A 23,384-nucleotide genomic window follows, 5' to 3' on the forward strand; every position below is an offset into this window, starting at 1 on the left:
TAAAAAGCAGATGGAAATGCTTTTTGTCATTTTGTGAAGGTAGCAGGATTTTAATGGAAGAGGTAGAATACTTATCATGACGACTATGGGATAGTTATCCAGATTCGAAGATGTACATGCTTTCCTAATTCTAGGAGGTTACAGAGTGGAAGATAAAAAAGTTTTGATTGTTGATGACCAGAATGGTATTCGAATCCTGTTAATGGAAGTGTTCAGCAGTGAAGGATATAACACGTTTCAAGCACCCAACGGCAAGGTTGCCCTGGAGATTGTGAATAATGACAAGCCTGACCTAGTATTGCTCGATATGAAGATTCCTGGGATGGACGGTCTGGAAATCCTGAAGCATATTAAAGAAATTGATCCGGATATCAAGGTCATCATGATGACCGCTTATGGTGAATTGGACATGATTAAGGAAGCCACGGATCTTGGAGCTCTCATGCATTTCACAAAACCGTTTGATATCGATGAGATGCGAGTGGCTGTGAATATGCAACTTCGCAATGGGGCCGCCAATAAATGCAGCTGAATCCTGTAGATACAGGATTTTTTTGCGTGTGAAGAACATAGATGGTACTTGGTGGAACAATGGGGTATTTCACTCCTTCATCCGGGGAATATTGGAAATGGGGAAGTCATAAAGCGGTGTCTATGAAAACTGTGCTGCAAAGCACAGCATTTTTGCAAATGCTTGTTTAGTATTTGACATGGGATGTGGTATAATAAGCCCGTATGTGATTTCGGCTAAAAACCATAGACACAACCCAAACCCCTAGGAGGATTGAAACCATGCCATTAGTATCTATGACAGACATGTTGAACAAAGCACTCGAAGGAAAATATGCAGTTGGTCAATACAACATCAATAACCTTGAGTGGACTCAAGCGATTCTTGGTGCTGCTGAAGAAGAGAAATCCCCAGTAATCCTGGGTGTATCCGAAGGCGCAGCACGTCACATTGGTGGCTTCTACACTGTAGTTAAAATGGTAGAAGGACTTATCCACGACATGAAAATCACTGTTCCAGTTGCAATTCACCTGGACCATGGTTCAAGCTTCGACAAGTGTAAAGAAGCGATCGATGCTGGATTCACATCCGTAATGATCGACGGTTCCCACCACTCCATCGATGAGAACATCGAAATGACTAAAAAAGTTGTTGAATATGCACACGCTAAAGGCGTTTCTGTAGAAGCTGAAGTAGGTACTGTAGGCGGACAAGAAGACGACGTTATCGGCGGCATCATGTACGCTGACCTGAACGAGTGTATCCGTATCGTTAAAGAAACAGGTATCGACACATTGGCACCAGCTCTTGGTTCCGTACACGGTCCTTACCATGGCGAGCCTAACTTGGGCTTCAAAGAAATGGAAGAAGTTCGTGACGCGGTACAAGTTCCACTCGTATTGCACGGTGGTACAGGTATTCCTAAACACGACATCGACAAAGCTATTTCCCTGGGTACATCCAAAATCAACGTAAACACAGAGAACCAAATCGCTTTCTCAAAAGTGGTTCGTGAAGTGCTTGCAGCTAAACCAGATGCTTACGATCCACGTACATTCATCGTACCAGGCCGTGATGCAATCAAAGAAACAGTTAAAGGTAAAATCCGCGAGTTTGGTTCCAACAACAAAGCGTAATTTATCTTTACCAGTTCCATACTGTGAAATGGAAAAACACCGCCTAGCCGGTGTCTTTCCATTTTCACACCTTATTTCTACATCGGAAGCCAACAGCACGTATTGCCGTTCATCGGCTGCAAAACACGTAGGGGGACATTAAGCTTTATGGAAAAATTGATGATTAGTGGCGGACGTCCGTTACAGGGAACTGTAACTATAAGCGGCGCCAAGAACAGCGCCATTGCGCTTATTCCTGCAGCATTGCTTGCCGAGTCAGAAGTCGTGTTGGACAACCTGCCGCTTTTGAGTGACGTGGCGGTTTATGCAGAAATTTTGGAGGAACTCGGAGCACGTGTGACTTGGGAAGGTAGTCAGATGAAGATTGATCCTTCTGACATCAAATCCATTCCTATGCCGAATGGTCCCGTGAAGAAGCTTCGCGCTTCGTATTATATGATGGGTGCATTGCTAGGGCGTTTTAAAGAAGCGACCATAGGTTTACCAGGGGGCTGTAATTTTGAGCCTCGTCCAATTGATCAACATATCAAAGGGTTTGAAGCGCTTGGCGCAACCGTAACAAACGAACACGGCTCCATTCATCTGCATGCCAAAGAGCTGCGCGGAGCAAAGATTTATCTTGATGTAAGCAGTGTCGGTGCAACCATTAACATTATGCTGGCGGCTACTCGTGCCAAAGGCTCTACAATTATCGAAAACGCGGCTAAAGAGCCTGAGATTATAGATGTAGCAACACTTCTGAATTCCATGGGTGCCAGCATCAAGGGTGCAGGTACCGAAACGATCCGTATTGAAGGAGTTTCGGAGCTTAAAGGCTGCCGTCATTCTATCATTCCGGACCGTATCCAAGCAGGTACGTATATGATTGCTGCAGCGGCAACGCGCGGAGATGTTCTGATTGACAATGTGATCCCCAAACATCTGGAGGCTTTAACGGCAAAGCTGCTGGAGATGGGTGTTGGCATTGAGGAATTGGATGAAAGTATACGTGTCATTGGTAAACCAAATTATAACCATGTTGACGTGAAGGCACTTGTATATCCTGGTTTCCCAACAGATCTACAGTCACCGATGACCAGTGTTTTGACACAGGCTACTGGCGTGAGTGTCCTGAGCGACTTTGTATATAGTAATCGATTCAAGCATGTGCCTGAGCTGGTGCGGATGGGTGCAAAGATTCGGGTAGAAGGACGGTCAGCGATTATTGAAGGCAGTGCATTGAATGCGGCCAAAGTAAAAGCATCCGATCTTCGCGCTGGAGCGGCGCTAGTGATTGCGGGTCTCACCGTCAGTGAAGGTGTGACTGAAGTAACTGGGGTCGAATATATCGACCGTGGTTACGATCATCTGGTGACCAATTTGCGTCTGCTTGGTGCAGATGTATGGCGGGAAACCGATTAATATGGCAGTATCATGCATGATTCAGTCATACACATGTTATTTTAACTGAACTGCATATCCTTTCAGTAATTGGGTAAACCTGTTTTAATAGAGTTCTCAGTCTCTCCGGCATAAGACGAAATGTTTCTGTTTCCTTTACCGGAGGGTCTTTTTTTGAGTCAAACTTCATATGGCTGTAAGAACATCATTTCTCTTCCCCAACCCCCGGTTTTGTTTGAACCTGCGCTCCATAGCCGGTCTATCCGGATTGATCGCCTCAATGCATCGTGTTCACTCATTAGCGGATCTTGCCGAATATTGGCCATCCCACCCGGAAACTTACACTCAAAGACAAGTATTTGCATTATAACGGTTACATTCCGTACAATGGACAGAAGAGATTGTGGCAGATGCTGCGCTCTATAGCCGGAACATCTAGCGAAACTATCCATTTCACACGGACTTATTAATTGAATAGGTGGTTATTATATGGATCTACAAATTTCCGATTTGGAAGAAATGAAATTAACGGACCTCTACAAGCTGGCCAAAAAATATCAGATACCTTACTATGGTACGTTAAAAAAGAAAGAATTAATCTTTGCTATATTACGCGCACAAGCTGAACAGAGCGGTCTGATGTTCATGCAAGGCGTACTCGAGATTTTACCTGAAGGTTACGGATTCTTAAGACCCATTAACTACTTGCCAAGTACGGAAGACATCTACATCTCAGCTTCTCAGATTCGCAAGTTTGACCTAAGAACAGGTGACCTTGTATCAGGTAAGTGTAGAACGCCTAAGGAAAACGAGAGATACTTCGGATTGTTGCAAGTCAACGCTGTAAATGGTGAGAATCCATCGGCGGCTGCAGAGCGACTTCACTTCCCGGCACTAACCCCACTGTATCCGCAGAAAAAACTGGTTCTCGAAACATCCCCCAACCATTTGTCCACACGCATTATGGATGTGCTCGCCCCGGTAGGATTGGGACAGCGCGGATTGATCGTAGCACCTCCCAAAGCGGGTAAAACGCTTCTCCTCAAAGAAATTGCCAACAGCATCTCAACTAACAATCCTGAAATTGAACTGTTTGTCCTGTTGATTGATGAACGTCCAGAGGAAGTAACGGATATGTCGCGTTCGGTAAAAGGGGAAGTTGTGGCTTCTACATTTGATGAATTGCCTGAGAATCATATCAAGGTGGCAGAGTTGGTGCTTGAGCGTGCGCTTCGTCTGGTTGAGGCGAAAAAGGATGTCGTTATCCTGCTGGATAGCATTACGCGTCTTGCGCGTGCATATAACCTGGTTATTCCACCATCTGGTCGTACACTTAGTGGTGGTATTGACCCAGCTGCGTTCCATCGTCCGAAACGTTTCTTCGGTTCTGCCCGGAATGTGGAAGAAGGCGGAAGCCTGACCATCCTGGCAACGGCATTAATTGATACTGGTTCGCGTATGGATGACGTAATTTATGAAGAGTTTAAGGGTACGGGTAATATGGAGCTGCATCTGGACCGTCGTCTGGCTGAGCGTCGTATATTCCCGGCGATCGACATTCGTCGTTCGGGTACGCGTCGTGAAGAAGTATTGCTCAGCAAGGAAGAGCTGGATACGATCTGGACGATTCGTAAGAACATGAATGATTCCCATGACTTTGTCGAAGGTTTCCTCAAGAAACTTCGTAACAGCAAAACGAATGCAGAGTTTTTGGCGGCATTTGATTCAGCTGGTAATGCTCCGACAAGTAATTCGGGGACAACAACAACCCGTCGCTCACCGAGACAGACAGCTACGTCAGGTACATCGACATAAGTGTCGTTTGACCAATAACATGCTTTTACAGCGTTGCTGTGAATTTTACAATACACTCGTCGTTAGGTTTAACCCATTAGATGTGAGGAGAACATCATGTATTTAGTATACGCAGATGAAAAAGGTAATGTATTTGATCACCCTTCCCTGTACGGGCTTGCCCGCAGTGGAGATATGATCGTTGAGATTATGGAGGATGAGTTGATTCCTTTGCCAGAGGGTGCAACGTTGGTTGGACTCCCAAGTACCCGGCCCATTGGTATGGACCCGGACACAGGTGAGATGCTGCCGATGCCAACAGACACACAGGCTGTAGGTGCGTTGCTTCCACAAGGATTCACTCGTTTGTGTCTCCCTGGTTATGTGAAGACGGATAAGGAGTATAAGTTGCCGTTGTTCGGTTATTCCGCAGTAGTTTGGAAAGACGGCGGTTTCTATGTCACGGCTTCGAAGTCGGATAGTCCCGACAAATGGAATCCGCTGAACTGTGATCGGGACGATGTGCGTTCCGGAGTTAAACGGTTGACGGAGCAATATCCCGAGAACCGCCTTTATACCCACCTGTCCAATTGTGCACTGGGATATGAATGTCTAACTTCGTCGAACACGTTCCTGAATCGTTGGGAAGGCGGAGTACCGGTATCTTATTCCTGTAATGCGGGCTGTTTCGGATGTATCTCCGAGCAACCGGATGACAGTGGCTTTGTTTCACCGCAGACACGTATGAACTTCCGTCCGCGTGTGGATGAGATTGTCCAGGTCATGATGGAACACCTGAAAACGCCGGAATCCATCATTAGCTTTGGACAAGGTTGTGAAGGGGAGCCCTCCACGCAGGCCAAGCTGATTATTGAAGCGATTCGTGAAGTGCGTTCTGTAACGGATATGGGGTATATCAATATTAATACCAATGCCGGTCTGAACGATCACATTAGAGGCATTGTAGACGCTGGATTGGATCTGATGCGTGTAAGTACAATTAGTGCACTGGATGACCATTATAACGCCTACTATAAGCCACGTGGTTATACCTTGGCTAATGTCGAGAAGTCGATGAAATACGCAGCGCAGCAAGGCGTATACACATCCATTAACTATTTGATTTTCCCGGGCGTAACAGATCGTGAAGAAGAAATCGAGGCAATGATTGAGTTTGCACGAAGAACGGATCTACGCCTGATTCAGATGCGTAACCTCAATATTGATCCGGAGAGCTACTTGGAATTAATTCCCCCAGCTCAAGGCGATATCTTAGGTATGAAGCAGATGATTGAGATCTTTGAAGACGAGCTGCCTGATGTGGTGATTGGTTCGTATACCCACGTTCCACCAGCTGGAATGGCACGCCCTAAACGGTTGATTACCTCTTAACAATAATGGATTGCAACAGGCAATAGGCCGTGTTATAATCTCAGAGTTGTGCCATTTACTCTGGGTCCGCTTGAGGCTCAGGGCGGAAAGAGGTGAAAGGTAATGAAAGAAGCAATTCATCCTAATTACACGATTGGTCAAGTATCTTGCGCTTGCGGGAATACTTTTGAGACAGGTTCGGTTAAAGACGGACTTCGTGTAGAGATTTGCTCCGCGTGCCACCCGTTCTTCACAGGTAAACAGAAGTTTATCGATGCTGGCGGCCGTGTTGATCGTTTCAAGAAGAAATACGGAATCTAATAGGACAATTCTCGGAGTTGTCTGCTAATTGCATCCAACCCACCCCTGCTGAACTGGCAGGGGTTTTTATATGTTTTATGTGTGCCTAGTTGTCTACGCGTTCCTTCTGGTTGCAATTTGGATAACCTTACGTTATACTATTTCTTACCGTGCTAGATGGGGAGGTAGCGGTGCCCTGTAACTCGCAATCCGCTATAGCGAGGTTGAATTCCTGCTAGAGGTTTTGTCGATGTGAGGTTTGGTCCCTAAACGTGGTGTTGACGGTTGGGTCCTCCGCAATGAGTACTCATGAACCTGGTCAGGTCCGGAAGGAAGCAGCCATAAGTGAGATCACTCTTGTGCCGGAGGGTTGCCTAGCCCGAGCTATTGTTCAGGGGTGCCACTTGGATCGCAAATATCGATAGCAGGTGCACGGCTTACCATTTAAATGTAGAGACCTTTGCAGTTGTATGTATGCAGGGGTCTTTTTGATATGCCTTAAAAAACCACGCATGAATGAGTCAGATAAAGTTTGGATTCACCCCGGAATATAGTATAATAGGGGAACGACAAAGGACTCGAATGCGAAGTGGAAGGAAGGTAACGCATCATGGAGCATATCGCGTTATACCGGGCTTGGCGTCCCCAGTCGTTTCAAGATATGGTGGGACAACAGCATATTATTCAGACCTTGCAGAACGCGATTCGTGAACAGCGGACTTCCCATGCCTACTTATTTAGCGGGCCCAGAGGAACGGGAAAGACAAGTGCCGCCAAGATTTTGGCCAAAGCTGTGAACTGCGAACGTGGACCTGCGCCTGAACCTTGTAACGAGTGTGAAGCTTGCCGCAGGATTACGACTGGCGCTGTGATGGATGTGCAGGAGATTGATGCTGCATCCAATCGAGGCGTTGAGGAAATCCGTGATCTTCGGGAAAAGGTTAAATATGCGCCAACCGAAGTCCGGCAGAAAGTCTATATTATTGATGAAGTGCACATGCTGACGACGGAGGCATTCAATGCTTTGCTCAAAACATTGGAGGAGCCACCACCACATGTGATGTTTATTTTGGCAACAACGGAACCACATCGCCTGCCGGCTACCATTATATCGCGTTGTCAGCGATTTGATTTTCGTCGGGTTTCCCTGGAGGAGCAGACAGCAAGGCTTACACTGATCTGTGAACAGGAAGGCATGGAAGCTGACCAGGATGCACTCCAATACATTGCCCGTTTATCGGACGGTGGAATGAGGGATGCACTTAGTGTGCTGGATCAGATCTCTTCATTTACGGATGGACGAGTAACGTACCAGCAGGTTATGGATATGACTGGTGGAATTGCCTCAGAGCAATTTGCCAAATTGGCTGCTTCGCTACTCAAAGGTGATGTTGGTCACATTTTGCAGATGATTGAAGGCTTCATGCACGAAGGAAAGAGTGCAGACAAGTGCATGGAGAATTTACTGTATTATTTCCGTGATTTGCTTATGATTAAGATGGTGCCTGATGCAGATAAACTGACGGATCGGGTACTTAATCCGGAATCTTTCCGTGATATGGCCGATTCCTTCACAAAGGAACAACTGTTCCATATGATCGACACCCTTAATCGGTACCAGAGTGAAATGAAGTACGCGGTACAGCCACAGACATTATTTGAAGTCGCGTTGCTTAAACTGTGTAGTATTCCAGCACAAGGAGAGGCTTCTGTTCAAGTTGGAGCTTCGTCTCATGCGGCACCTGCTGATGGGGGAGAGATCAACCGCTTGAAGCAGCAACTTGCTGAGCTGGAGAAGAAATTGGATCGAGCACTTAAAAGTGGGTTGTCTGGTGGAGAGGGTGCATCAAGTGCTCCATCGCGTCCGGCAACAAGAGCCCCTGTATCGAGAGGGAACTCGCCTGCGAAGCTTCCTGCACAGTTGGATCAATATGTTGCGCGCAAGGGAGCGCCTGAGTTCACAGAAATCAGCAAAAAATGGAGTCAGATCCTTCAGCGAGTGAAGGAGGAGCGGGTTACCGTTCATGCCTGGTTTGTGGATGGTGAGCCAGTATCATTGCTTGAAGACAACGTTCTGGTTGCTTTTAAAAACAATATCCACCGTGAAACAACGGAGAAGCAGGCTAACCGCGAAGTTATTGAGCGGGTGTTGTCCGAACAACTTGGGCGTCCGGCACGTTTGGTGACGATGATGCTCAAAGATTGGACCGGGGCAATGGAAGGAGCTTCTGAAGCGCCAAAGGAGGACTTTAAGCTTGAACCTGAGCATGAAGACGGCGGTTCAGGCAACAAACAGCCTTGGATTGATGAAGCCATCCAGCTCTTTGGTGAGGACCTTGTAGTGATCAAAGAATAATGCGCATAGCGCGATAACCATAACAAAGGAGATGAACAATTATGAACAACATGAACCAAATGATGAAACAAGTGAAGAAAATGCAGGAGCAAATGCTGAAAGCACAAGAGGAACTGGCGGACAAAACAGTCCAAGGTACTTCAGGTGGCGGTGTTGTGACGGCTGAAGTTAACGGACACAAGAAATTGCTTGCTATCACGATCAAACCTGAAGCGGTAGATCCGGAAGATGTTGAAATGTTGCAGGATCTCGTTATGACAGCTGTTAATGATGCAATGGCCAAGGCTGATGAGATTGCCAACAAGGATATGGGCAAGTTCACAGGTGGCATGAATATTCCGGGATTATTTTAATTAAAAATTGATCCTGTCAAAGGAGACACAATCGATTGTATTATCCCGAACCGATAGCCAAGCTGATTGATGCCTTCACCCGGTTGCCGGGTGTGGGTCCCAAGACTGCGGCGCGTTTAGCTTTTCATGTGCTTAACATGAAGGAAGATGACGTTATCGATTTTGCCAAAGCACTCGTGAGTGTGAAGCGTAACCTTCATTACTGCTCTGTGTGTTGTAATATCACCGACACGGATCCGTGTCGAATCTGTCAGGATAAGTCCAGGGATGTCTCTGTAATCTGTGTAGTCCAGGATTCGAAGGATCTGGTGGCGATGGAGCGCACCAAGGAATTCGATGGGTACTATCATGTGTTACAGGGTGCGATTTCACCTATGGAGGGAATTGGCCCAGACGATATCCGTTTGAAGGAACTCCTGATTCGATTAAGTGATGAACGGATAAAAGAGATCATTCTGGCGACGAACCCCAATATTGAGGGTGAGGCTACAGCGATGTACATCTCCCGCCTGGTGCGTCCGTTTGAGATTAGTGTGACCCGGATTGCCCATGGATTGCCTGTAGGTGGCGATCTGGAGTATGCGGATGAAGTGACTCTTTCCAAAGCGCTGGAAGGGCGTAGGGAGATGCGTTAGTGTGTTAGAATTGGTTTCGCACAGTATACTTCCATAGAAACTTCGGATGCTAAATATGCTTTGATGTGCAAAGAGAGCCCTAGGGCTCTCTTTTTTTATGATTAAAATGAAACGTCCAAGTTCTAAGTTTGTCCTTTCCCTGATAAGTATGAGAATATGCTGTGCTGATCAGGAGGAGGAGAGCTTATGTTTATGTGGCGAAATACACGGAACTCGGTAGAGAAACACAACAGAATGTTGAAGGATCTTGAGGCGGACCAGATCTATGCAGATATTCAGACGGCAAAGCAGGAATGGGAACGGGCTATGAGACAGTTCGAAGAAGCGCAGGGGCAAGATGAGATTGATTATGCCATCTATGTATTGGAGGCGGCCGAGCGGAAGTATCAGATCCATTTAAAGAGAGCCAAACGTGCCAGAGCTAATGATGAGGTTGAAACACAGCGAGGGATTAGTATGTAGATTCAGATTTACACTATACATGGAGGTGTTGGATGTGAAGAGTATCATATTGGGAAGTGTATTGGTTATATCATTACTGGGGCTTATCGTTATTTTATTCAGAAAGCGGATAGGTTTATCGTTTTTCACATCGTTTGGAATTCATCTGGTGTTGGCAGCAGTAGGTATATATATCGTCAATTATTCCGGCTGGTTAACTGGAACCTATATCCCTCTGAACCCTGCAACCATAGGAACTGTAACTGTTTTGGGATTGCCGGGTGTGGGGCTATTATTGGGATTGAAAATTTCTTTGTTTGGATAGTTGACTTCGGAGATATTTATATGGTACATTATATCTCGTTGCTTTGCTTGCTTGGTTACATGCTTTTGATGAAATAAAGAAGTTCATTACGAGCTTCGAAAAAGAATTTCAAAAAAACACTTGACCAAAACAAACGAAGTATGATATATTATAAAAGTCGCCGCTGAGAGAAAATGGTGACAAAAAAACAAGTTTGATCTTTGAAAACTGAACAACGAGTGAGTAAACATTCTGCTTGCAGAATGAACGCGAAAGTTGGAGACAAGCCTTGGCTTGAATCGGCTGGAGCACAAATGAGATTTTTAATCTCGTCAGATTCAAAATGAGCTTATCGCTCTTTTCAATACTTTATTGGAGAGTTTGATCCTGGCTCAGGACGAACGCTGGCGGCATGCCTAATACATGCAAGTCGAGCGGACTTGAAGAGAAGCTTGCTTCTCTGATGGTTAGCGGCGGACGGGTGAGTAACACGTAGGCAACCTGCCCTCAAGTTTGGGACAACTACCGGAAACGGTAGCTAATACCGAATAGTTGTTTTCTTCGCCTGAAGAGAACTGGAAAGACGGAGCAATCTGTCACTTGGGGATGGGCCTGCGGCGCATTAGCTAGTTGGTGAGGTAACGGCTCACCAAGGCGACGATGCGTAGCCGACCTGAGAGGGTGATCGGCCACACTGGGACTGAGACACGGCCCAGACTCCTACGGGAGGCAGCAGTAGGGAATCTTCCGCAATGGGCGAAAGCCTGACGGAGCAATGCCGCGTGAGTGATGAAGGTTTTCGGATCGTAAAGCTCTGTTGCCAGGGAAGAACGCTTGGGAGAGTAACTGCTCTCAAGGTGACGGTACCTGAGAAGAAAGCCCCGGCTAACTACGTGCCAGCAGCCGCGGTAATACGTAGGGGGCAAGCGTTGTCCGGAATTATTGGGCGTAAAGCGCGCGCAGGCGGTCATTTAAGTCTGGTGTTTAATCCCGGGGCTCAACCCCGGATCGCACTGGAAACTGGGTGACTTGAGTGCAGAAGAGGAGAGTGGAATTCCACGTGTAGCGGTGAAATGCGTAGATATGTGGAGGAACACCAGTGGCGAAGGCGACTCTCTGGGCTGTAACTGACGCTGAGGCGCGAAAGCGTGGGGAGCAAACAGGATTAGATACCCTGGTAGTCCACGCCGTAAACGATGAGTGCTAGGTGTTAGGGGTTTCGATACCCTTGGTGCCGAAGTTAACACATTAAGCACTCCGCCTGGGGAGTACGGTCGCAAGACTGAAACTCAAAGGAATTGACGGGGACCCGCACAAGCAGTGGAGTATGTGGTTTAATTCGAAGCAACGCGAAGAACCTTACCAGGTCTTGACATCCCTCTGATCGGTACAGAGATGTATCTTTCCTTCGGGACAGAGGAGACAGGTGGTGCATGGTTGTCGTCAGCTCGTGTCGTGAGATGTTGGGTTAAGTCCCGCAACGAGCGCAACCCTTATATTTAGTTGCCAGCATTTCGGATGGGCACTCTAGATAGACTGCCGGTGACAAACCGGAGGAAGGTGGGGATGACGTCAAATCATCATGCCCCTTATGACCTGGGCTACACACGTACTACAATGGCCGGTACAACGGGCTGCGAAATCGCGAGATGGAGCCAATCCCAACAAAGCCGGTCTCAGTTCGGATTGCAGGCTGCAACTCGCCTGCATGAAGTCGGAATTGCTAGTAATCGCGGATCAGCATGCCGCGGTGAATACGTTCCCGGGTCTTGTACACACCGCCCGTCACACCACGAGAGTTTATAACACCCGAAGTCGGTGGGGTAACCGCAAGGAGCCAGCCGCCGAAGGTGGGATAGATGATTGGGGTGAAGTCGTAACAAGGTAGCCGTATCGGAAGGTGCGGCTGGATCACCTCCTTTCTATGGAGAATCGTTTCCCGAGTGGAAACATTCAAATATGTAGCTTAGCTACAAAACACTCACTCGTTGCTCAGTTTTGAGAGCTCAAACTCTCAAACGTTTGGTGGCGATAGCGAAGGGGTTCCACACGTTCCCATCCCGAACACGACCGTTAAGCCCTTCAGCGTCAATGGTACTTGGACCGCAGGGTCCTGGGAGAGTAGAACGCCGCCAAGCGTAACCCATTTTGGGTTCAAATAGTAAATATAATGTGGGCCCTTAGCTCAGTTGGTTAGAGCGCACCTCTGATAAGGGTGAGGCCGGTGGTTCGAGTCCACCAGGGCCCACCATTTACATCTTTTAAACTTTATATGGGGCCATAGCTCAGCTGGGAGAGCGCCTGCCTTGCAAGCAGGAGGTCAGCGGTTCGATCCCGCTTGGCTCCACCAAAAATGATTTACAAGTTTGTTCTTTGAAAACTAGATATCGAAACGAAACAAACGCGAATTAGAACATTCCTTTAAGCTGATCTTGTGTAAACAAGTGAAGTGTTTTTATAAGGTAGATTGCATGAGCGAGTGATCGAAATGGAACGACTTTTGGATTTGCGCAAGCAAACCAAGTGGAGTGACAGCTCGAACACGAGCGATATGGTTAAGCTACTAAGAGCACACGGAGGATGCCTAGGCGCTAGGAGCCGATGAAGGACGTGGCGAACAACGAAACTGCCTCGGGGAGCTGTAAGCAAGCTTTGATCCGGGGGTGTCCGAATGGGGAAACCCAGCTGGGGTAATTTCCAGTTACTCATAACTGAATACATAGGTTGTGTAGAGGCATACCAGGGGAACTGAAACATCTAAGTACCCTGAGGAAGAGAAAACAATAGTGATTCCGTCAGTAGCGGCGAGCGAACGCGGAGAAGCCCAAACCAGAGAGCTTGCTCTTTGGGGTTGTGGGACGTCTCACATGGAGTTACAAAGGAACCGATTAAGCGAAGAGGTCTGGAAAGGCCCGCCAAAGAAGGTAAAAGCCCTGTAATTGAAAGTCTGTTCCCTCCGAGACGGATCCCGAGTAGTGCGGGGCACGTGAAACCCCGTATGAATCCGGCAGGACCATCTGCCAAGGCTAAATACTTCCTAGCGACCGATAGTGAAGCAGTACCGTGAGGGAAAGGTGAAAAGCACCCCGGAAGGGGAGTGAAATAGAACCTGAAACCGTGTGCTTACAAAAAGTCAGAGCCCGTTTTAGGGGTGATGGCGTGCCTTTTGTAGAATGAACCGGCGAGTTACGTTCCCGTGCAAGGTTAAGGTGAAGAGCCGGAGCCGCAGCGAAAGCGAGTCTGAATAGGGCGACTTAGTACGTGGACGTAGACCCGAAACCGGGTGATCTACCCCTGTCCAGGGTGAAGGTGCGGTAACACGCACTGGAGGCCCGAACCCACGCATGTTGAAAAATGCGGGGATGAGGTGGGGGTAGCGGAGAAATTCCAATCGAACTCGGAGATAGCTGGTTCTCCCCGAAATAGCTTTAGGGCTAGCCTCGGAAAACAGAGTCGTGGAGGTAGAGCACTGATTGGGTGCGGGGCCCGCAAGGGTTACCAAGCTCAGTCAAACTCCGAATGCCATAGACTTACTTCCGGGAGTCAGACAGTGAGTGCTAAGATCCATTGTCAAAAGGGAAACAGCCCAGACCATCAGCTAAGGTCCCCAAGTGTGTGTTAAGTGGGAAAGGATGTGGAGTTGCACAGACAACCAGGATGTTGGCTTAGAAGCAGCCACCATTGAAAGAGTGCGTAATAGCTCACTGGTCGAGTGACTCTGCGCCGAAAATGTAACGGGGCTAAACACACCACCGAAGCTATGGCTTGATGCTTTGCATCAGGGGTAGGGGAGCGTTGTATAAGGGTTGAAGGTGTACCGTAAGGAGCGCTGGACATTATACAAGTGAGAATGCCGGTATGAGTAACGAAAAGATCAGTGAGAATCTGATCCGCCGAAAGCCTAAGGGTTCCTGAGGAAGGCTCGTCCGCTCAGGGTAAGTCGGGACCTAAGGCGAGGCCGAAAGGCGTAGTCGAAGGACAACAGGTCGAAATTCCTGTACCACCGTAAGCCGTTATGAGCAATGGGGGGACGCAGTAGGGTAGTGACGCGGACTGATGGATGTCCGTCTAAGCAGTAAGGCTGATGTGTAGGCAAATCCGCACATTGTAAGGCTGAGCTGTGATGGGGAGTGAAAATTACAGTAGCGAAGGTCATGATCTCACACTGCCAAGAAAAGCCTCTAGCCAGGTGATGGTGCCCGTACCGCAAACCGACACAGGTAGGCGAGAAGAGTATTCTAAGGCGCGCGGAAGAACTCTCGTTAAGGAACTCGGCAAAATGACCCCGTAACTTCGGGAGAAGGGGTGCCCCGGTAGTGTGAATAGCACGAGGGGGCCGCAGTGAAAAGGCCCAAGCGACTGTTTAGCAAAAACACAGGTCTGTGCGAAGCCGTAAGGCGAAGTATACGGGCTGACGCCTGCCCGGTGCTGGAAGGTTAAGGGGAGTGGTTAGGAGCAATCCGAAGCTGTGAACCGAAGCCCCAGTAAACGGCGGCCGTAACTATAACGGTCCTAAGGTAGCGAAATTCCTTGTCAGGTAAATTCTGACCCGCACGAATGGCGTAACGACTTGGGCGCTGTCTCAACGAGAGATCCGGTGAAATTTTAATACCTGTGAAGATGCAGGTTACCCGCGACAAGACGGAAAGACCCCATGGAGCTTTACTGCAGCTTGATATTGAATTTGGGTACGATCTGTACAGGATAGGTGGGAGCCTTTGAAACGTGAGCGCCAGCTTGCGTGGAGGCAACGTTGGGATACCACCCTGATCGTATCTAGGTTCTAACCTGGTACCGTAATCCGGTGCGGGGACAGTGTCAGGTGGGCAGTTTGACTGGGGCGGTCGCCTCCTAAAGAGTAACGGAGGCGCCCAAAGGTTCCCTCAGAATGGTTGGAAATCATTCGAAGAGTGCAAAGGCATAAGGGAGCTTGACTGCGAGACCTACAAGTCGAGCAGGGACGAAAGTCGGGCTTAGTGATCCGGTGGTACCGCATGGAAGGGCCATCGCTCAACGGATAAAAGCTACCCTGGGGATAACAGGCTTATCTCCCCCAAGAGTCCACATCGACGGGGAGGTTTGGCACCTCGATGTCGGCTCATCGCATCCTGGGGCTGAAGTAGGTCCCAAGGGTTGGGCTGTTCGCCCATTAAAGCGGTACGCGAGCTGGGTTCAGAACGTCGTGAGACAGTTCGGTCCCTATCTGTCGTGGGCGTAGGAAATTTGAGAGGAGCTGTCCTTAGTACGAGAGGACCGGGATGGACGTACCGCTGGTGTACCAGTTGTTCCGCCAGGAGCACCGCTGGGTAGCTATGTACGGACGGGATAAACGCTGAAAGCATCTAAGCGTGAAGCCCCCCTCAAGATGAGATTTCCCAGTATGTAAGACCCCTTGAAGACGACGAGGTAGATAGGCTGGGGGTGGAAGTGCAGCAATGCATGGAGCTGACCAGTACTAATCGGTCGAGGGCTTATCCAATATGCAAGTTCTGATCGCGTAAGTTTCGTTTCGAATCTAGTTTTCAGGGAGCAATCCTTGAATGATGTTGAAGATTGTTATTTGGAGAGATACCCAAGTGGCTATAAGGGGACCCTCTGCTAAGGGGTTAGACTGCGTAAGCGGTGCGAGGGTTCGAATCCCTCTCTCTCCGCCATCTTTACCTAAAGATGGACAAGCAATCAAGACACAATTAATATGGCGGTGTAGCTCAGCTGGCTAGAGCGTACGGTTCATACCCGTAAGGTCGGGGGTTCGATCCCCTCCGCCGCTACCATATTACCCAGGAGGCTTAGCTCAGCTGGGAGAGCATCTGCCTTACAAGCAGAGGGTCGGGGGTTCGATCCCCTCAGCCTCCACCATATACGCCGGTGTAGCTCAACTGGTAGAGCAACTGACTTGTAATCAGTAGGTTGGGGGTTCAAGTCCTCTCGCCGGCACCATTAATGCCTGGAACCGTGGTGTAGTTGGCCTAACATGCCTGCCTGTCACGCAGGAGATCGCGGGTTCGAATCCCGTCGGTTCCGCCATTAATCCTAAAAATTAAATATGGCTCGGTAGCTCAGTCGGTAGAGCAGAGGACTGAAAATCCTCGTGTCGGCGGTTCGATTCCGTCCCGAGCCACCTTTAATCCTTGGAGGATTAGCGAAGTGGCCAAACGCATCAGACTGTAAATCTGCTCCCGTACGGGTTCGGTGGTTCGAATCCATCATCCTCCACCAGTTTTATGAGTCATTAGCTCAGTTGGTAGAGCACCTGACTTTTAATCAGGGTGTCGAAGGTTCGAGCCCTTCATGACTCATCTTTAAGAAAAGAGTGATTAATCATAAATTTGATTAGTCGCTCTTTTTTGTTATGTAATTTTAACGAAATATGGATATTTATTAATGCTGGGCAAGATATGATAAACTAATAGAAAACATGCAGAGTGGTGACGTTCATTATATGAAGCTCATACCTGATCTAAAACAGCAAATTGAAGTCATTATAGGCACAACTTTGGACGAATATGAAATCACAATACAAGAATGGACGCAATCCGTAGTAAAACTGGTTGGTCTTCATGGGAATTCAGAGATCTTTGGTAATGAAGGTGAGATTCAGGGGTTATCTGATCACTCTATATCCCAAAGTACATTATCCGATGTGATCAGTTTGAACACGGGAGAGCGCATCTTTTTTAAGGTTCGGATGAATGAGAAAGAAGAGACTGTCGTGTGTTGGGGATGCGTAGCCAGATCTATTACTGTGGAAACACGGCGGTTTATTGAGCTTTTGATCCGTACTAACACGGGACTAGCTGACGAGACACAGCCTGTTGTATATGAGAATGATAGAGAGCAGTATCTGACTGAACTGGGTCTCTGGCTTAAAGAGCAGATCAAACAACCAACCAAGCAGGAATCTGAAAGTGTTCCTGATCGCTTTGTGGTGGCTGCAGGATTGAATGCTGAGAAGATTCTGTTCTTGCTACAAGGGGATACACCTGATGCACATCGTTTACGATCCAAGGAACTGAACAAGTTGCTTGAGAGTTACTTTGGCGAGGAGATTGTATTGATTCCTTTAGGAGAGCAAGAGTGGATTTTTATGGGTGATAAAGAGATTGTTACAGAAGAAGCCGAGGAAGATACAACGGAAGCCAAAAAAGATTCACTAAACGCATTTTGTCTGGGACTACATGAATTGGTCGCGAGTGAGTGGGCAGGTGTATTCCATCTCTCTGCATCCCTGCCATGCATTCCTGCACAACAACTAGTATCGGTCACTGCTCTTCTTAAAGAAAGTGTTCAATTGGGCAGAGCATTCCATGTTACGCAGCACATTCATCTCCCATGGGAGATGCATCTGGAACGTTTGGTAGCGAGCATTCCAGATGAACAACGTATACGCTTTATACAGGAAACAGGCAAGGACACGTTAATCTTCAATGATAGTGAGACGCTTGCTACGCTGGAGACCTTTTTTAGCCTGGACTGTAATGTTAGTGAGACAGCCAAACGACTTTTCATTCATCGAAATACGCTGGTGTACCGTCTGGACAAGATCAAACAAGAGATTGGTTATGATGTAAGGCACTTCGAAAGTGCCGTTCTAGTGCAGTTTTTACTGCTTATGTACAAAGTGACGAAAAAGCATTGATATTTTTGTGCAGTTTGCGAATAGTCAAACCTCATACAGATAGGGTAATATAAAAATACAAATTGTATTCGATTACAAAATGATCTCTGAGGAGGCAACAATCATGGCTGGAGTACGTTTAGAGCATATTTTCAAAAAATACCCGGGTTCTGATAAAGCAACTGTAGTTGACATTAACCTGGACATTAAAGATAAAGAATTTCTGGTATTGGTAGGCCCGTCCGGTTGTGGTAAATCAACAACACTGCGTATGATCGCAGGCCTTGAGGAAATTTCTGAAGGTAAACTCTATATCGGTGACCGTGTCGTTAATGATGTTGCACCTAAAGACCGCGATATCGCGATGGTTTTCCAATCCTATGCCTTGTATCCGCATATGAGCGTATATCAAAACATGGCGTTTGGTTTGAAATTGCGTAAGGTTAAAAAAGATGAGATCGACAAACGTGTACGTGAAGCAGCTAAAATCCTGGATATCGAGCATTTGCTTGAGCGTAAACCTAAGGCATTGTCCGGTGGTCAACGTCAGCGTGTCGCTTTGGGACGTGCGATTGTCCGTGATCCACAAGTGTTCTTGATGGATGAGCCTCTCTCCAACTTGGATGCCAAACTGCGTGGTCAAATGCGTGCGGAGATCACTAAACTTGCGAAACGTTTGGAAACAACTGTTATCTACGTAACGCATGACCAGATCGAAGCGATGACGATGGGTGATCGGATCGTTGTTATGAAGGATGGTATCATCCAACAAGCAGCTTCTCCGGAAGAGTTGTATAACCTGCCGGCTAACCTGTTCGTAGCTGGTTTCATCGGTTCCCCGACAATGAACTTTATCTCGGGTAAACTGGCTGAGCAAGGTGCTAACTTGCACTTCGTAGCTCCAGGCGTGGACGTTGAAATCCCGCAAGGTAAAGCACAAGTGTTGAAATCTAGAGGATACATTGGCAAAGAAGTCATTCTGGGTGTTCGTCCAGAAGACATTCACGAAGAGCCAGTATTCCTGGAAGCATCCCCGAACTCTGTATTCTCTACACACGTAGATGTTACAGAGAACCTGGGTCACGAAATGCTCCTCTACTTGAGCGGTGTTGGTAACGATACAACGATCGCACGTGTAGACGGACGTTCTAACACTCGTGATGGTTCCACAGTTAAAATGGCCATCGACATGAACAAGGTTCATATCTTTGACAAAGAGACTGAAGTGAACGTACTTCTTCAAGACTAATACTACTGAGATTCCTCGGTGACGATGGAACCTGACAGTTAACGCAATTATACATTGTAATGAGAGCCCCTTCCGTTATTGCTGGAAGGGGCTTTTTTTAAGATTATAATTTATAAGTTTTCAGCGGGCTGAAGAATTCGATAACTTAAGAAAAGCAACCGTTAAACCACGAATATAGCATCTTCGAAAGTGCTTCGATCAGAGAACTTTTTTTACTAATGGTTGTGGGAGGCCGAGATTGCATTCAGCCCGGAATTCATTTAAGATTATTTGAAGGTCTGTCTTCTTATGATTAAGAGAATGGACTGTTGGAAGGGTATGCATCTGTACCCCATGTTGTGAATGCGCTAATAATGGAAAGAACTGATACACGATCTGATGTACATAGAGGCACAGCGAATGCTGAAAGGAAGAGACAAATGGCGAAAAAAGTGAAAGTATCCGAATTGGTGCAGCAGTTTCAGTTAGAGGTTGTTTCTGGATCTCACGGACTGAAAAGAGTCATTACGGTAGATGATCTGAACCGTCCTGGTCTGGAAATGGCCGGTTATTTTGAATACCATCCACAAGAACGGGTACAGCTACTTGGAAGAACGGAGTTAGCCTTTTTTGCAATGTTGCCCGAGCAAGAGCGGCGCGATCGTATGCAACGTCTTTGTACGGAAGAGACGCCTTGTATCGTTGTCACGCGTGGACTGGAGGTTCCGCAAGAGCTGATTGATATCAGTGAAGAGCAGAATCTGGCTGTACTTCGCAGCAACATGGCGACAACGATTCTATCCAGCCGGATTACCGGTTTCCTGGAGAAGAAACTGGCACCTACAGCAACCATTCACGGTGTACTTTGTGATGTCTATGGCGTAGGTATGCTGATCACGGGTAGTAGCGGTATTGGTAAGAGTGAAACAGCACTTGAACTGGTTAAACGTGGACACCGACTAATTGCCGATGATGCGGTAGAGATCCGTCAAACGTCAGATTTTCAGCTCCACGGTACTGCACCTGAATTGATCCGCCACTTGCTCGAAATTCGAGGTGTCGGTATTATCAACGTCATGACATTGTTCGGAGCCGGTGCGGTTCGGAATAACAAACGGATTACCTTGGTTGTACGTCTGGAAGCATGGCAGCAGGATAAACAATATGATCGTCTGGGTCTGGATGAAGAGACTACACGCATCATTGATACCGATGTGCCTCTCGTTACGATTCCTGTTCGTCCGGGACGGAACTTGGCCGTTATTATTGAAGTGGCTGGCATGAACTATCGCCTAAAACAGATGGGTCTGAATGCTGCACTGCAATTCACGAACAAGCTGACAGCAACCATCTCGGAAGATATGGAAGACATGGATTAAGAAATATTTTATACAAGGAAGTCAAGACAAATGGTTGACATGAACTGCTTCTCTTAAGGCGCAGGGTATGCCAACCATTCGTCATGCATGCGATTGATTGAATTTATAGGAGTGTGAATGAATGGATACATTATTACTGTTGAACCCAATTGCGTTCTCTATTGGAGCGTTAAAGGTTCACTGGTACGGGCTTATTCTTGGTGCTGCGGCACTGATAGGATTACTGCTCGTGATCCGGGAGGGCAAACGCTACAATATTCCGCAGGAAGTGTTCATGGACATGGTTCTGCTGGGTGTGCCTTCTGCCATCATTGGTGCCCGTATCTACTACGTTGCATTTAAATGGGAAGATTATAAGGATAATTTCTGGGATGTCTTTAAAATATGGAATGGCGGTATCGCCATCTACGGTGCACTTATTGGTGCTATTATCTGTGCAGTTATTTTCTTCCGTCGTAAAGGATATAACTTCTGGCGTATGGCCGATATCTGTGCGCCTGGACTGCTCGTTGGACAGTTAATCGGACGCTGGGGTAACTTTGTGAATCAGGAAGCCTACGGCGGTCCTGTGGAAGAATCATTTTTGAGAGACAAGCTTCATCTGCCGGACTTTATTGTAAATCAAATGAACGTAGAAGGCGTATTCCACCATCCTGCGTTTTTGTATGAATCGATGTGGAGTCTCGTTGGTCTGGTCTTGCTGTTGGTTCTGCGTCGTCAGAAGTTTCTGCGTTCAGGTGAACTGTTCATGTCTTATTTCATCTGGTACTCTATCGGTCGCTTCTTCATTGAAGCTTTGCGTACGGATAGTCTGGGCTTCCAGGCTCCGCAGTGGGTTGCTTCATTAGTGAACGGGCTGTGGTCTCCAATGACTGCAATGGGCTTTGAACAAGGATATCTGGATCCTGCTTACGGTAACGTACGAATCTCACAACTGCTCGCTATTGGCATCATTATTGTTGCTGTTGTATTCATTGTGGTGAGAAGAGTGACAGGCAAAGCGGATGTTCGTTACAGTGATCCGATTGTATCGTCCAAAGTCCCTGCAGATGATATGGAGCATACGGGAGCGGCTACTGGCAAAGAGAATAAGGTGACACCTCCAGCCAAAGATGAATCCAAGCAAGTTGAAGATAAAAAGGAGTAATGCAACATGATTGACACGGTATTGTTTGATCTGGATGGAACGATTATTGATACCAATGAGCTGATTATCAGCTCATTCCAGCACGTCATGGGGGGATGGGAACATTCAGCTCCATGGACACGGGAACAGATTATTCCGCATATGGGTGGCACACTAGAGCAGCAAATGCGGACTTTCTCTGGCCAGGAGGAAGTCTCCGAGTACGTGAAGGGTTACCGTGCCTATAATGATATCCATCATGAAGCGATGGTTAGACCTTTTCCACATGTTATTGAGGTAGTAGAGGCGTTGCATCAGGCCGGCATCGTAATGGGTGTAGTCACGACCAAAATTCGTCCATCTACATTAAAGGTGTTGGAGCGTTTTGACCTATTGAAGTATATGAAGACGATTGTAACAGTGACCGACGTAACGAATCCGAAGCCGCACGCTGAACCTGTTCTCAAAGCCATGACGGAACTAGGGGCAGATCCTGCTAAAACCTTAATGGTGGGTGACAGTCCGGTGGATATCCAATCGGCACAAAATGCTGGTGCTCTCTCGGCGGGGGTTGCATGGTCTCTTAAAGGAGAAACGATCCTGAACGGATATGGCCCGGATCACATGTTGCACGACATGAGAGACTTGTTGAAACTCATCCGCATTGAAACGGGACGTTCATGAGAAAAGTAACCCGCTATCCGGTAGAGGACCAGAATGCACTTTGGCATATCTACAAGACAGTGAGTCCGTGGAAGGGCGTTCGTAATTTTATCTGGATCCAATTGTCACGCTACTGTCCGATTCTATCGGTGAAGAACTGGATTTACCGCCGGATGCTCGGTATGAAGGTGGGAAAACATACAGCCTTTGGCCTGATGGTGATGGTGGATGTATTCTTTCCGGAAAAAATAACGGTCGGTGAAAACTCGGTCATCGGTTACAACACAACGATTCTCGCTCATGAGTATCTCATTAAGGAGTACAGGCTCGGTGAGGTGATTATCGGGGAAAATGTACTGATTGGTGCCAACACAACGATTCTGCCCGGAGTAACTATAGGGGATGGAGCCGTTGTGGCAGCGGGAGCAGTCGTACATAAGGATGTTGCACCAGGAGCTTTTGTTGGAGGCAATCCACTACGTGATTTATCCCGTTCAGCAGCTTCTACGGAAGAGACGGTCTTTAACACGGATAATTCTTCTCAGGGTAGTTTGCATTAAATCAATAAAGTAATGAATAAAGAAGAATCGATGAAGATGATTCGAAGTAAAAAGCTGCTGATGGCAGCTTTTTTCGTATATAAATACCGATTGGTGAGGGCAACGGCGTGTGTATAAAACAATATGTCCATCCAGGGGTGATCAAGCTTCGGTATTGTTGACGGTAGTGCGGATTTCATGTTATCATATCCCATATCCTTTAGTTTGTTAGCACTTTACCATGTGAAAG

17 protein-coding genes, 10 tRNA genes, 3 rRNA genes and 1 other RNA gene are annotated in these 23,384 nt (G+C 47.3%); all 31 read left to right on the forward strand.

From position 1 onward, the window contains the following. Nucleotides 1-145: 145 nt before the first annotated feature. The 31 genes from MKX75_RS00625 (at nt 146) to MKX75_RS00775 (ending at nt 23,155) form a co-directional block, all read left to right on the forward strand. Nucleotides 146-532 carry a response regulator gene (locus MKX75_RS00625; protein WP_076334180.1) on the forward strand — a complete coding sequence of 129 codons (387 nt, stop codon included), beginning with the start codon at nt 146-148 and terminating at the stop codon, nt 530-532. Between the two features lie 260 nt (nt 533-792). Further along, nucleotides 793-1,647 (forward strand): class II fructose-1,6-bisphosphate aldolase, encoded by an 855-nt coding sequence (fba, locus tag MKX75_RS00630; RefSeq protein WP_076334179.1) that lies wholly within the window; start codon nt 793-795, stop codon nt 1,645-1,647. Nucleotides 1,648-1,794: 147 nt separating this feature from the next. Further along, nucleotides 1,795-3,048 (forward strand): UDP-N-acetylglucosamine 1-carboxyvinyltransferase, encoded by a 1,254-nt coding sequence (locus MKX75_RS00635; protein WP_062838117.1) that lies wholly within the window; start codon nt 1,795-1,797, stop codon nt 3,046-3,048. A gap of 468 nt (nt 3,049-3,516) precedes the next feature. After that, a complete protein-coding gene (gene rho / locus MKX75_RS00640) occupies nt 3,517-4,842 on the forward strand; it encodes a transcription termination factor Rho (RefSeq protein WP_076334178.1) in 1,326 nt (441 codons plus the stop codon). Nucleotides 4,843-4,938: 96 nt separating this feature from the next. Beyond that, nucleotides 4,939-6,213: a radical SAM protein gene (locus tag MKX75_RS00645; protein ID WP_062838115.1), complete on the forward strand. Its 1,275-nt coding sequence runs from the start codon at nt 4,939-4,941 to the stop codon at nt 6,211-6,213. Between the two features lie 102 nt (nt 6,214-6,315). After that, nucleotides 6,316-6,513, forward strand: a complete 198-nt coding sequence (rpmE, locus tag MKX75_RS00650; protein WP_036607255.1) for a 50S ribosomal protein L31 — start codon at nt 6,316-6,318, stop codon at nt 6,511-6,513. A gap of 147 nt (nt 6,514-6,660) precedes the next feature. Further along, nucleotides 6,661-6,928: signal recognition particle sRNA large type (gene ffs / locus MKX75_RS00655), an RNA gene on the forward strand. Between the two features lie 174 nt (nt 6,929-7,102). Then, nucleotides 7,103-8,848, forward strand: coding sequence for a DNA polymerase III subunit gamma/tau (gene dnaX, locus MKX75_RS00660; protein ID WP_076334177.1), 1,746 nt, complete (start codon nt 7,103-7,105; stop codon nt 8,846-8,848). A gap of 41 nt (nt 8,849-8,889) precedes the next feature. After that, nucleotides 8,890-9,201: a YbaB/EbfC family nucleoid-associated protein gene (locus MKX75_RS00665; protein ID WP_036607248.1), complete on the forward strand. Its 312-nt coding sequence runs from the start codon at nt 8,890-8,892 to the stop codon at nt 9,199-9,201. 35 nt (nt 9,202-9,236) lie between these two features. Continuing rightward, nucleotides 9,237-9,836 (forward strand): recombination mediator RecR, encoded by a 600-nt coding sequence (recR, locus tag MKX75_RS00670; protein WP_062838113.1) that lies wholly within the window; start codon nt 9,237-9,239, stop codon nt 9,834-9,836. A gap of 234 nt (nt 9,837-10,070) precedes the next feature. Then, complete coding sequence (locus tag MKX75_RS00675; RefSeq protein ID WP_254848005.1) at nt 10,071-10,298, forward strand: DUF2508 family protein; 228 nt, start codon at nt 10,071-10,073, stop codon at nt 10,296-10,298. Nucleotides 10,299-10,332: 34 nt separating this feature from the next. Continuing rightward, complete coding sequence (locus MKX75_RS00680) at nt 10,333-10,602, forward strand: pro-sigmaK processing inhibitor BofA family protein (protein WP_076334175.1); 270 nt, start codon at nt 10,333-10,335, stop codon at nt 10,600-10,602. 348 nt (nt 10,603-10,950) lie between these two features. Then, a 16S ribosomal RNA gene (locus tag MKX75_RS00685) occupies nt 10,951-12,503 on the forward strand. Between the two features lie 99 nt (nt 12,504-12,602). Beyond that, a 5S ribosomal RNA gene (rrf, locus tag MKX75_RS00690) occupies nt 12,603-12,719 on the forward strand. A 36-nt stretch (nt 12,720-12,755) separates the two neighbouring features. Next, nucleotides 12,756-12,832: transfer RNA gene (locus MKX75_RS00695), tRNA-Ile, on the forward strand. A 23-nt stretch (nt 12,833-12,855) separates the two neighbouring features. Next, a tRNA-Ala gene (locus MKX75_RS00700) sits at nt 12,856-12,931 on the forward strand. 203 nt (nt 12,932-13,134) lie between these two features. Then, nucleotides 13,135-16,060 (forward strand): 23S ribosomal RNA (locus tag MKX75_RS00705). Together the 16S, 23S and 5S rRNA genes with 10 tRNA genes alongside form the textbook arrangement of a ribosomal RNA operon. An 83-nt stretch (nt 16,061-16,143) precedes the next feature. Continuing rightward, nucleotides 16,144-16,235 (forward strand) — tRNA-Ser (locus tag MKX75_RS00710). A gap of 43 nt (nt 16,236-16,278) precedes the next feature. Beyond that, a tRNA-Met gene (locus tag MKX75_RS00715) sits at nt 16,279-16,355 on the forward strand. A gap of 9 nt (nt 16,356-16,364) precedes the next feature. Further along, a tRNA-Val gene (locus MKX75_RS00720) sits at nt 16,365-16,440 on the forward strand. 5 nt (nt 16,441-16,445) lie between these two features. Further along, nucleotides 16,446-16,521, forward strand: a tRNA-Thr gene (locus MKX75_RS00725). Nucleotides 16,522-16,530: 9 nt separating this feature from the next. Continuing rightward, nucleotides 16,531-16,608, forward strand: a tRNA-Asp gene (locus tag MKX75_RS00730). Nucleotides 16,609-16,629: 21 nt separating this feature from the next. Further along, nucleotides 16,630-16,702, forward strand: a tRNA-Phe gene (locus MKX75_RS00735). Between the two features lie 12 nt (nt 16,703-16,714). Beyond that, nucleotides 16,715-16,800 (forward strand) — tRNA-Tyr (locus MKX75_RS00740). A gap of 7 nt (nt 16,801-16,807) precedes the next feature. Then, nucleotides 16,808-16,880, forward strand: a tRNA-Lys gene (locus MKX75_RS00745). Between the two features lie 119 nt (nt 16,881-16,999). After that, entirely contained in the window at nt 17,000-18,220 is a 1,221-nt protein-coding gene (locus MKX75_RS00750) for a helix-turn-helix domain-containing protein (protein ID WP_339167990.1), read from the forward strand. Nucleotides 18,221-18,323: 103 nt separating this feature from the next. Beyond that, nucleotides 18,324-19,448 (forward strand): sn-glycerol-3-phosphate ABC transporter ATP-binding protein UgpC, encoded by a 1,125-nt coding sequence (ugpC, locus tag MKX75_RS00755; protein ID WP_062837775.1) that lies wholly within the window; start codon nt 18,324-18,326, stop codon nt 19,446-19,448. Nucleotides 19,449-19,867: 419 nt separating this feature from the next. After that, the gene (gene hprK, locus MKX75_RS00760; protein WP_017691278.1) at nt 19,868-20,806 is read left to right on the forward strand and encodes an HPr(Ser) kinase/phosphatase; all 939 of its coding nucleotides are present in this window, start codon (nt 19,868-19,870) and stop codon (nt 20,804-20,806) included. Between the two features lie 121 nt (nt 20,807-20,927). Next, nucleotides 20,928-21,953 (forward strand): prolipoprotein diacylglyceryl transferase, encoded by a 1,026-nt coding sequence (gene lgt / locus MKX75_RS00765; RefSeq protein WP_076333450.1) that lies wholly within the window; start codon nt 20,928-20,930, stop codon nt 21,951-21,953. A gap of 6 nt (nt 21,954-21,959) precedes the next feature. Then, a complete protein-coding gene (ppaX, locus tag MKX75_RS00770; protein ID WP_017691276.1) occupies nt 21,960-22,616 on the forward strand; it encodes a pyrophosphatase PpaX in 657 nt (218 codons plus the stop codon). Continuing rightward, nucleotides 22,613-23,155 carry a DapH/DapD/GlmU-related protein gene (locus MKX75_RS00775; RefSeq protein ID WP_076333451.1) on the forward strand — a complete coding sequence of 181 codons (543 nt, stop codon included), beginning with the start codon at nt 22,613-22,615 and terminating at the stop codon, nt 23,153-23,155. Before ppaX ends, MKX75_RS00775 begins: the two co-directional genes overlap by 4 nt. Nucleotides 23,156-23,384: the final 229 nt, after the last annotated feature.

It is taken from the genome of Paenibacillus sp. FSL R5-0341 (genome assembly GCF_037975235.1).
Taxonomy (GTDB): domain Bacteria; phylum Bacillota; class Bacilli; order Paenibacillales; family Paenibacillaceae; genus Paenibacillus; species Paenibacillus amylolyticus_A.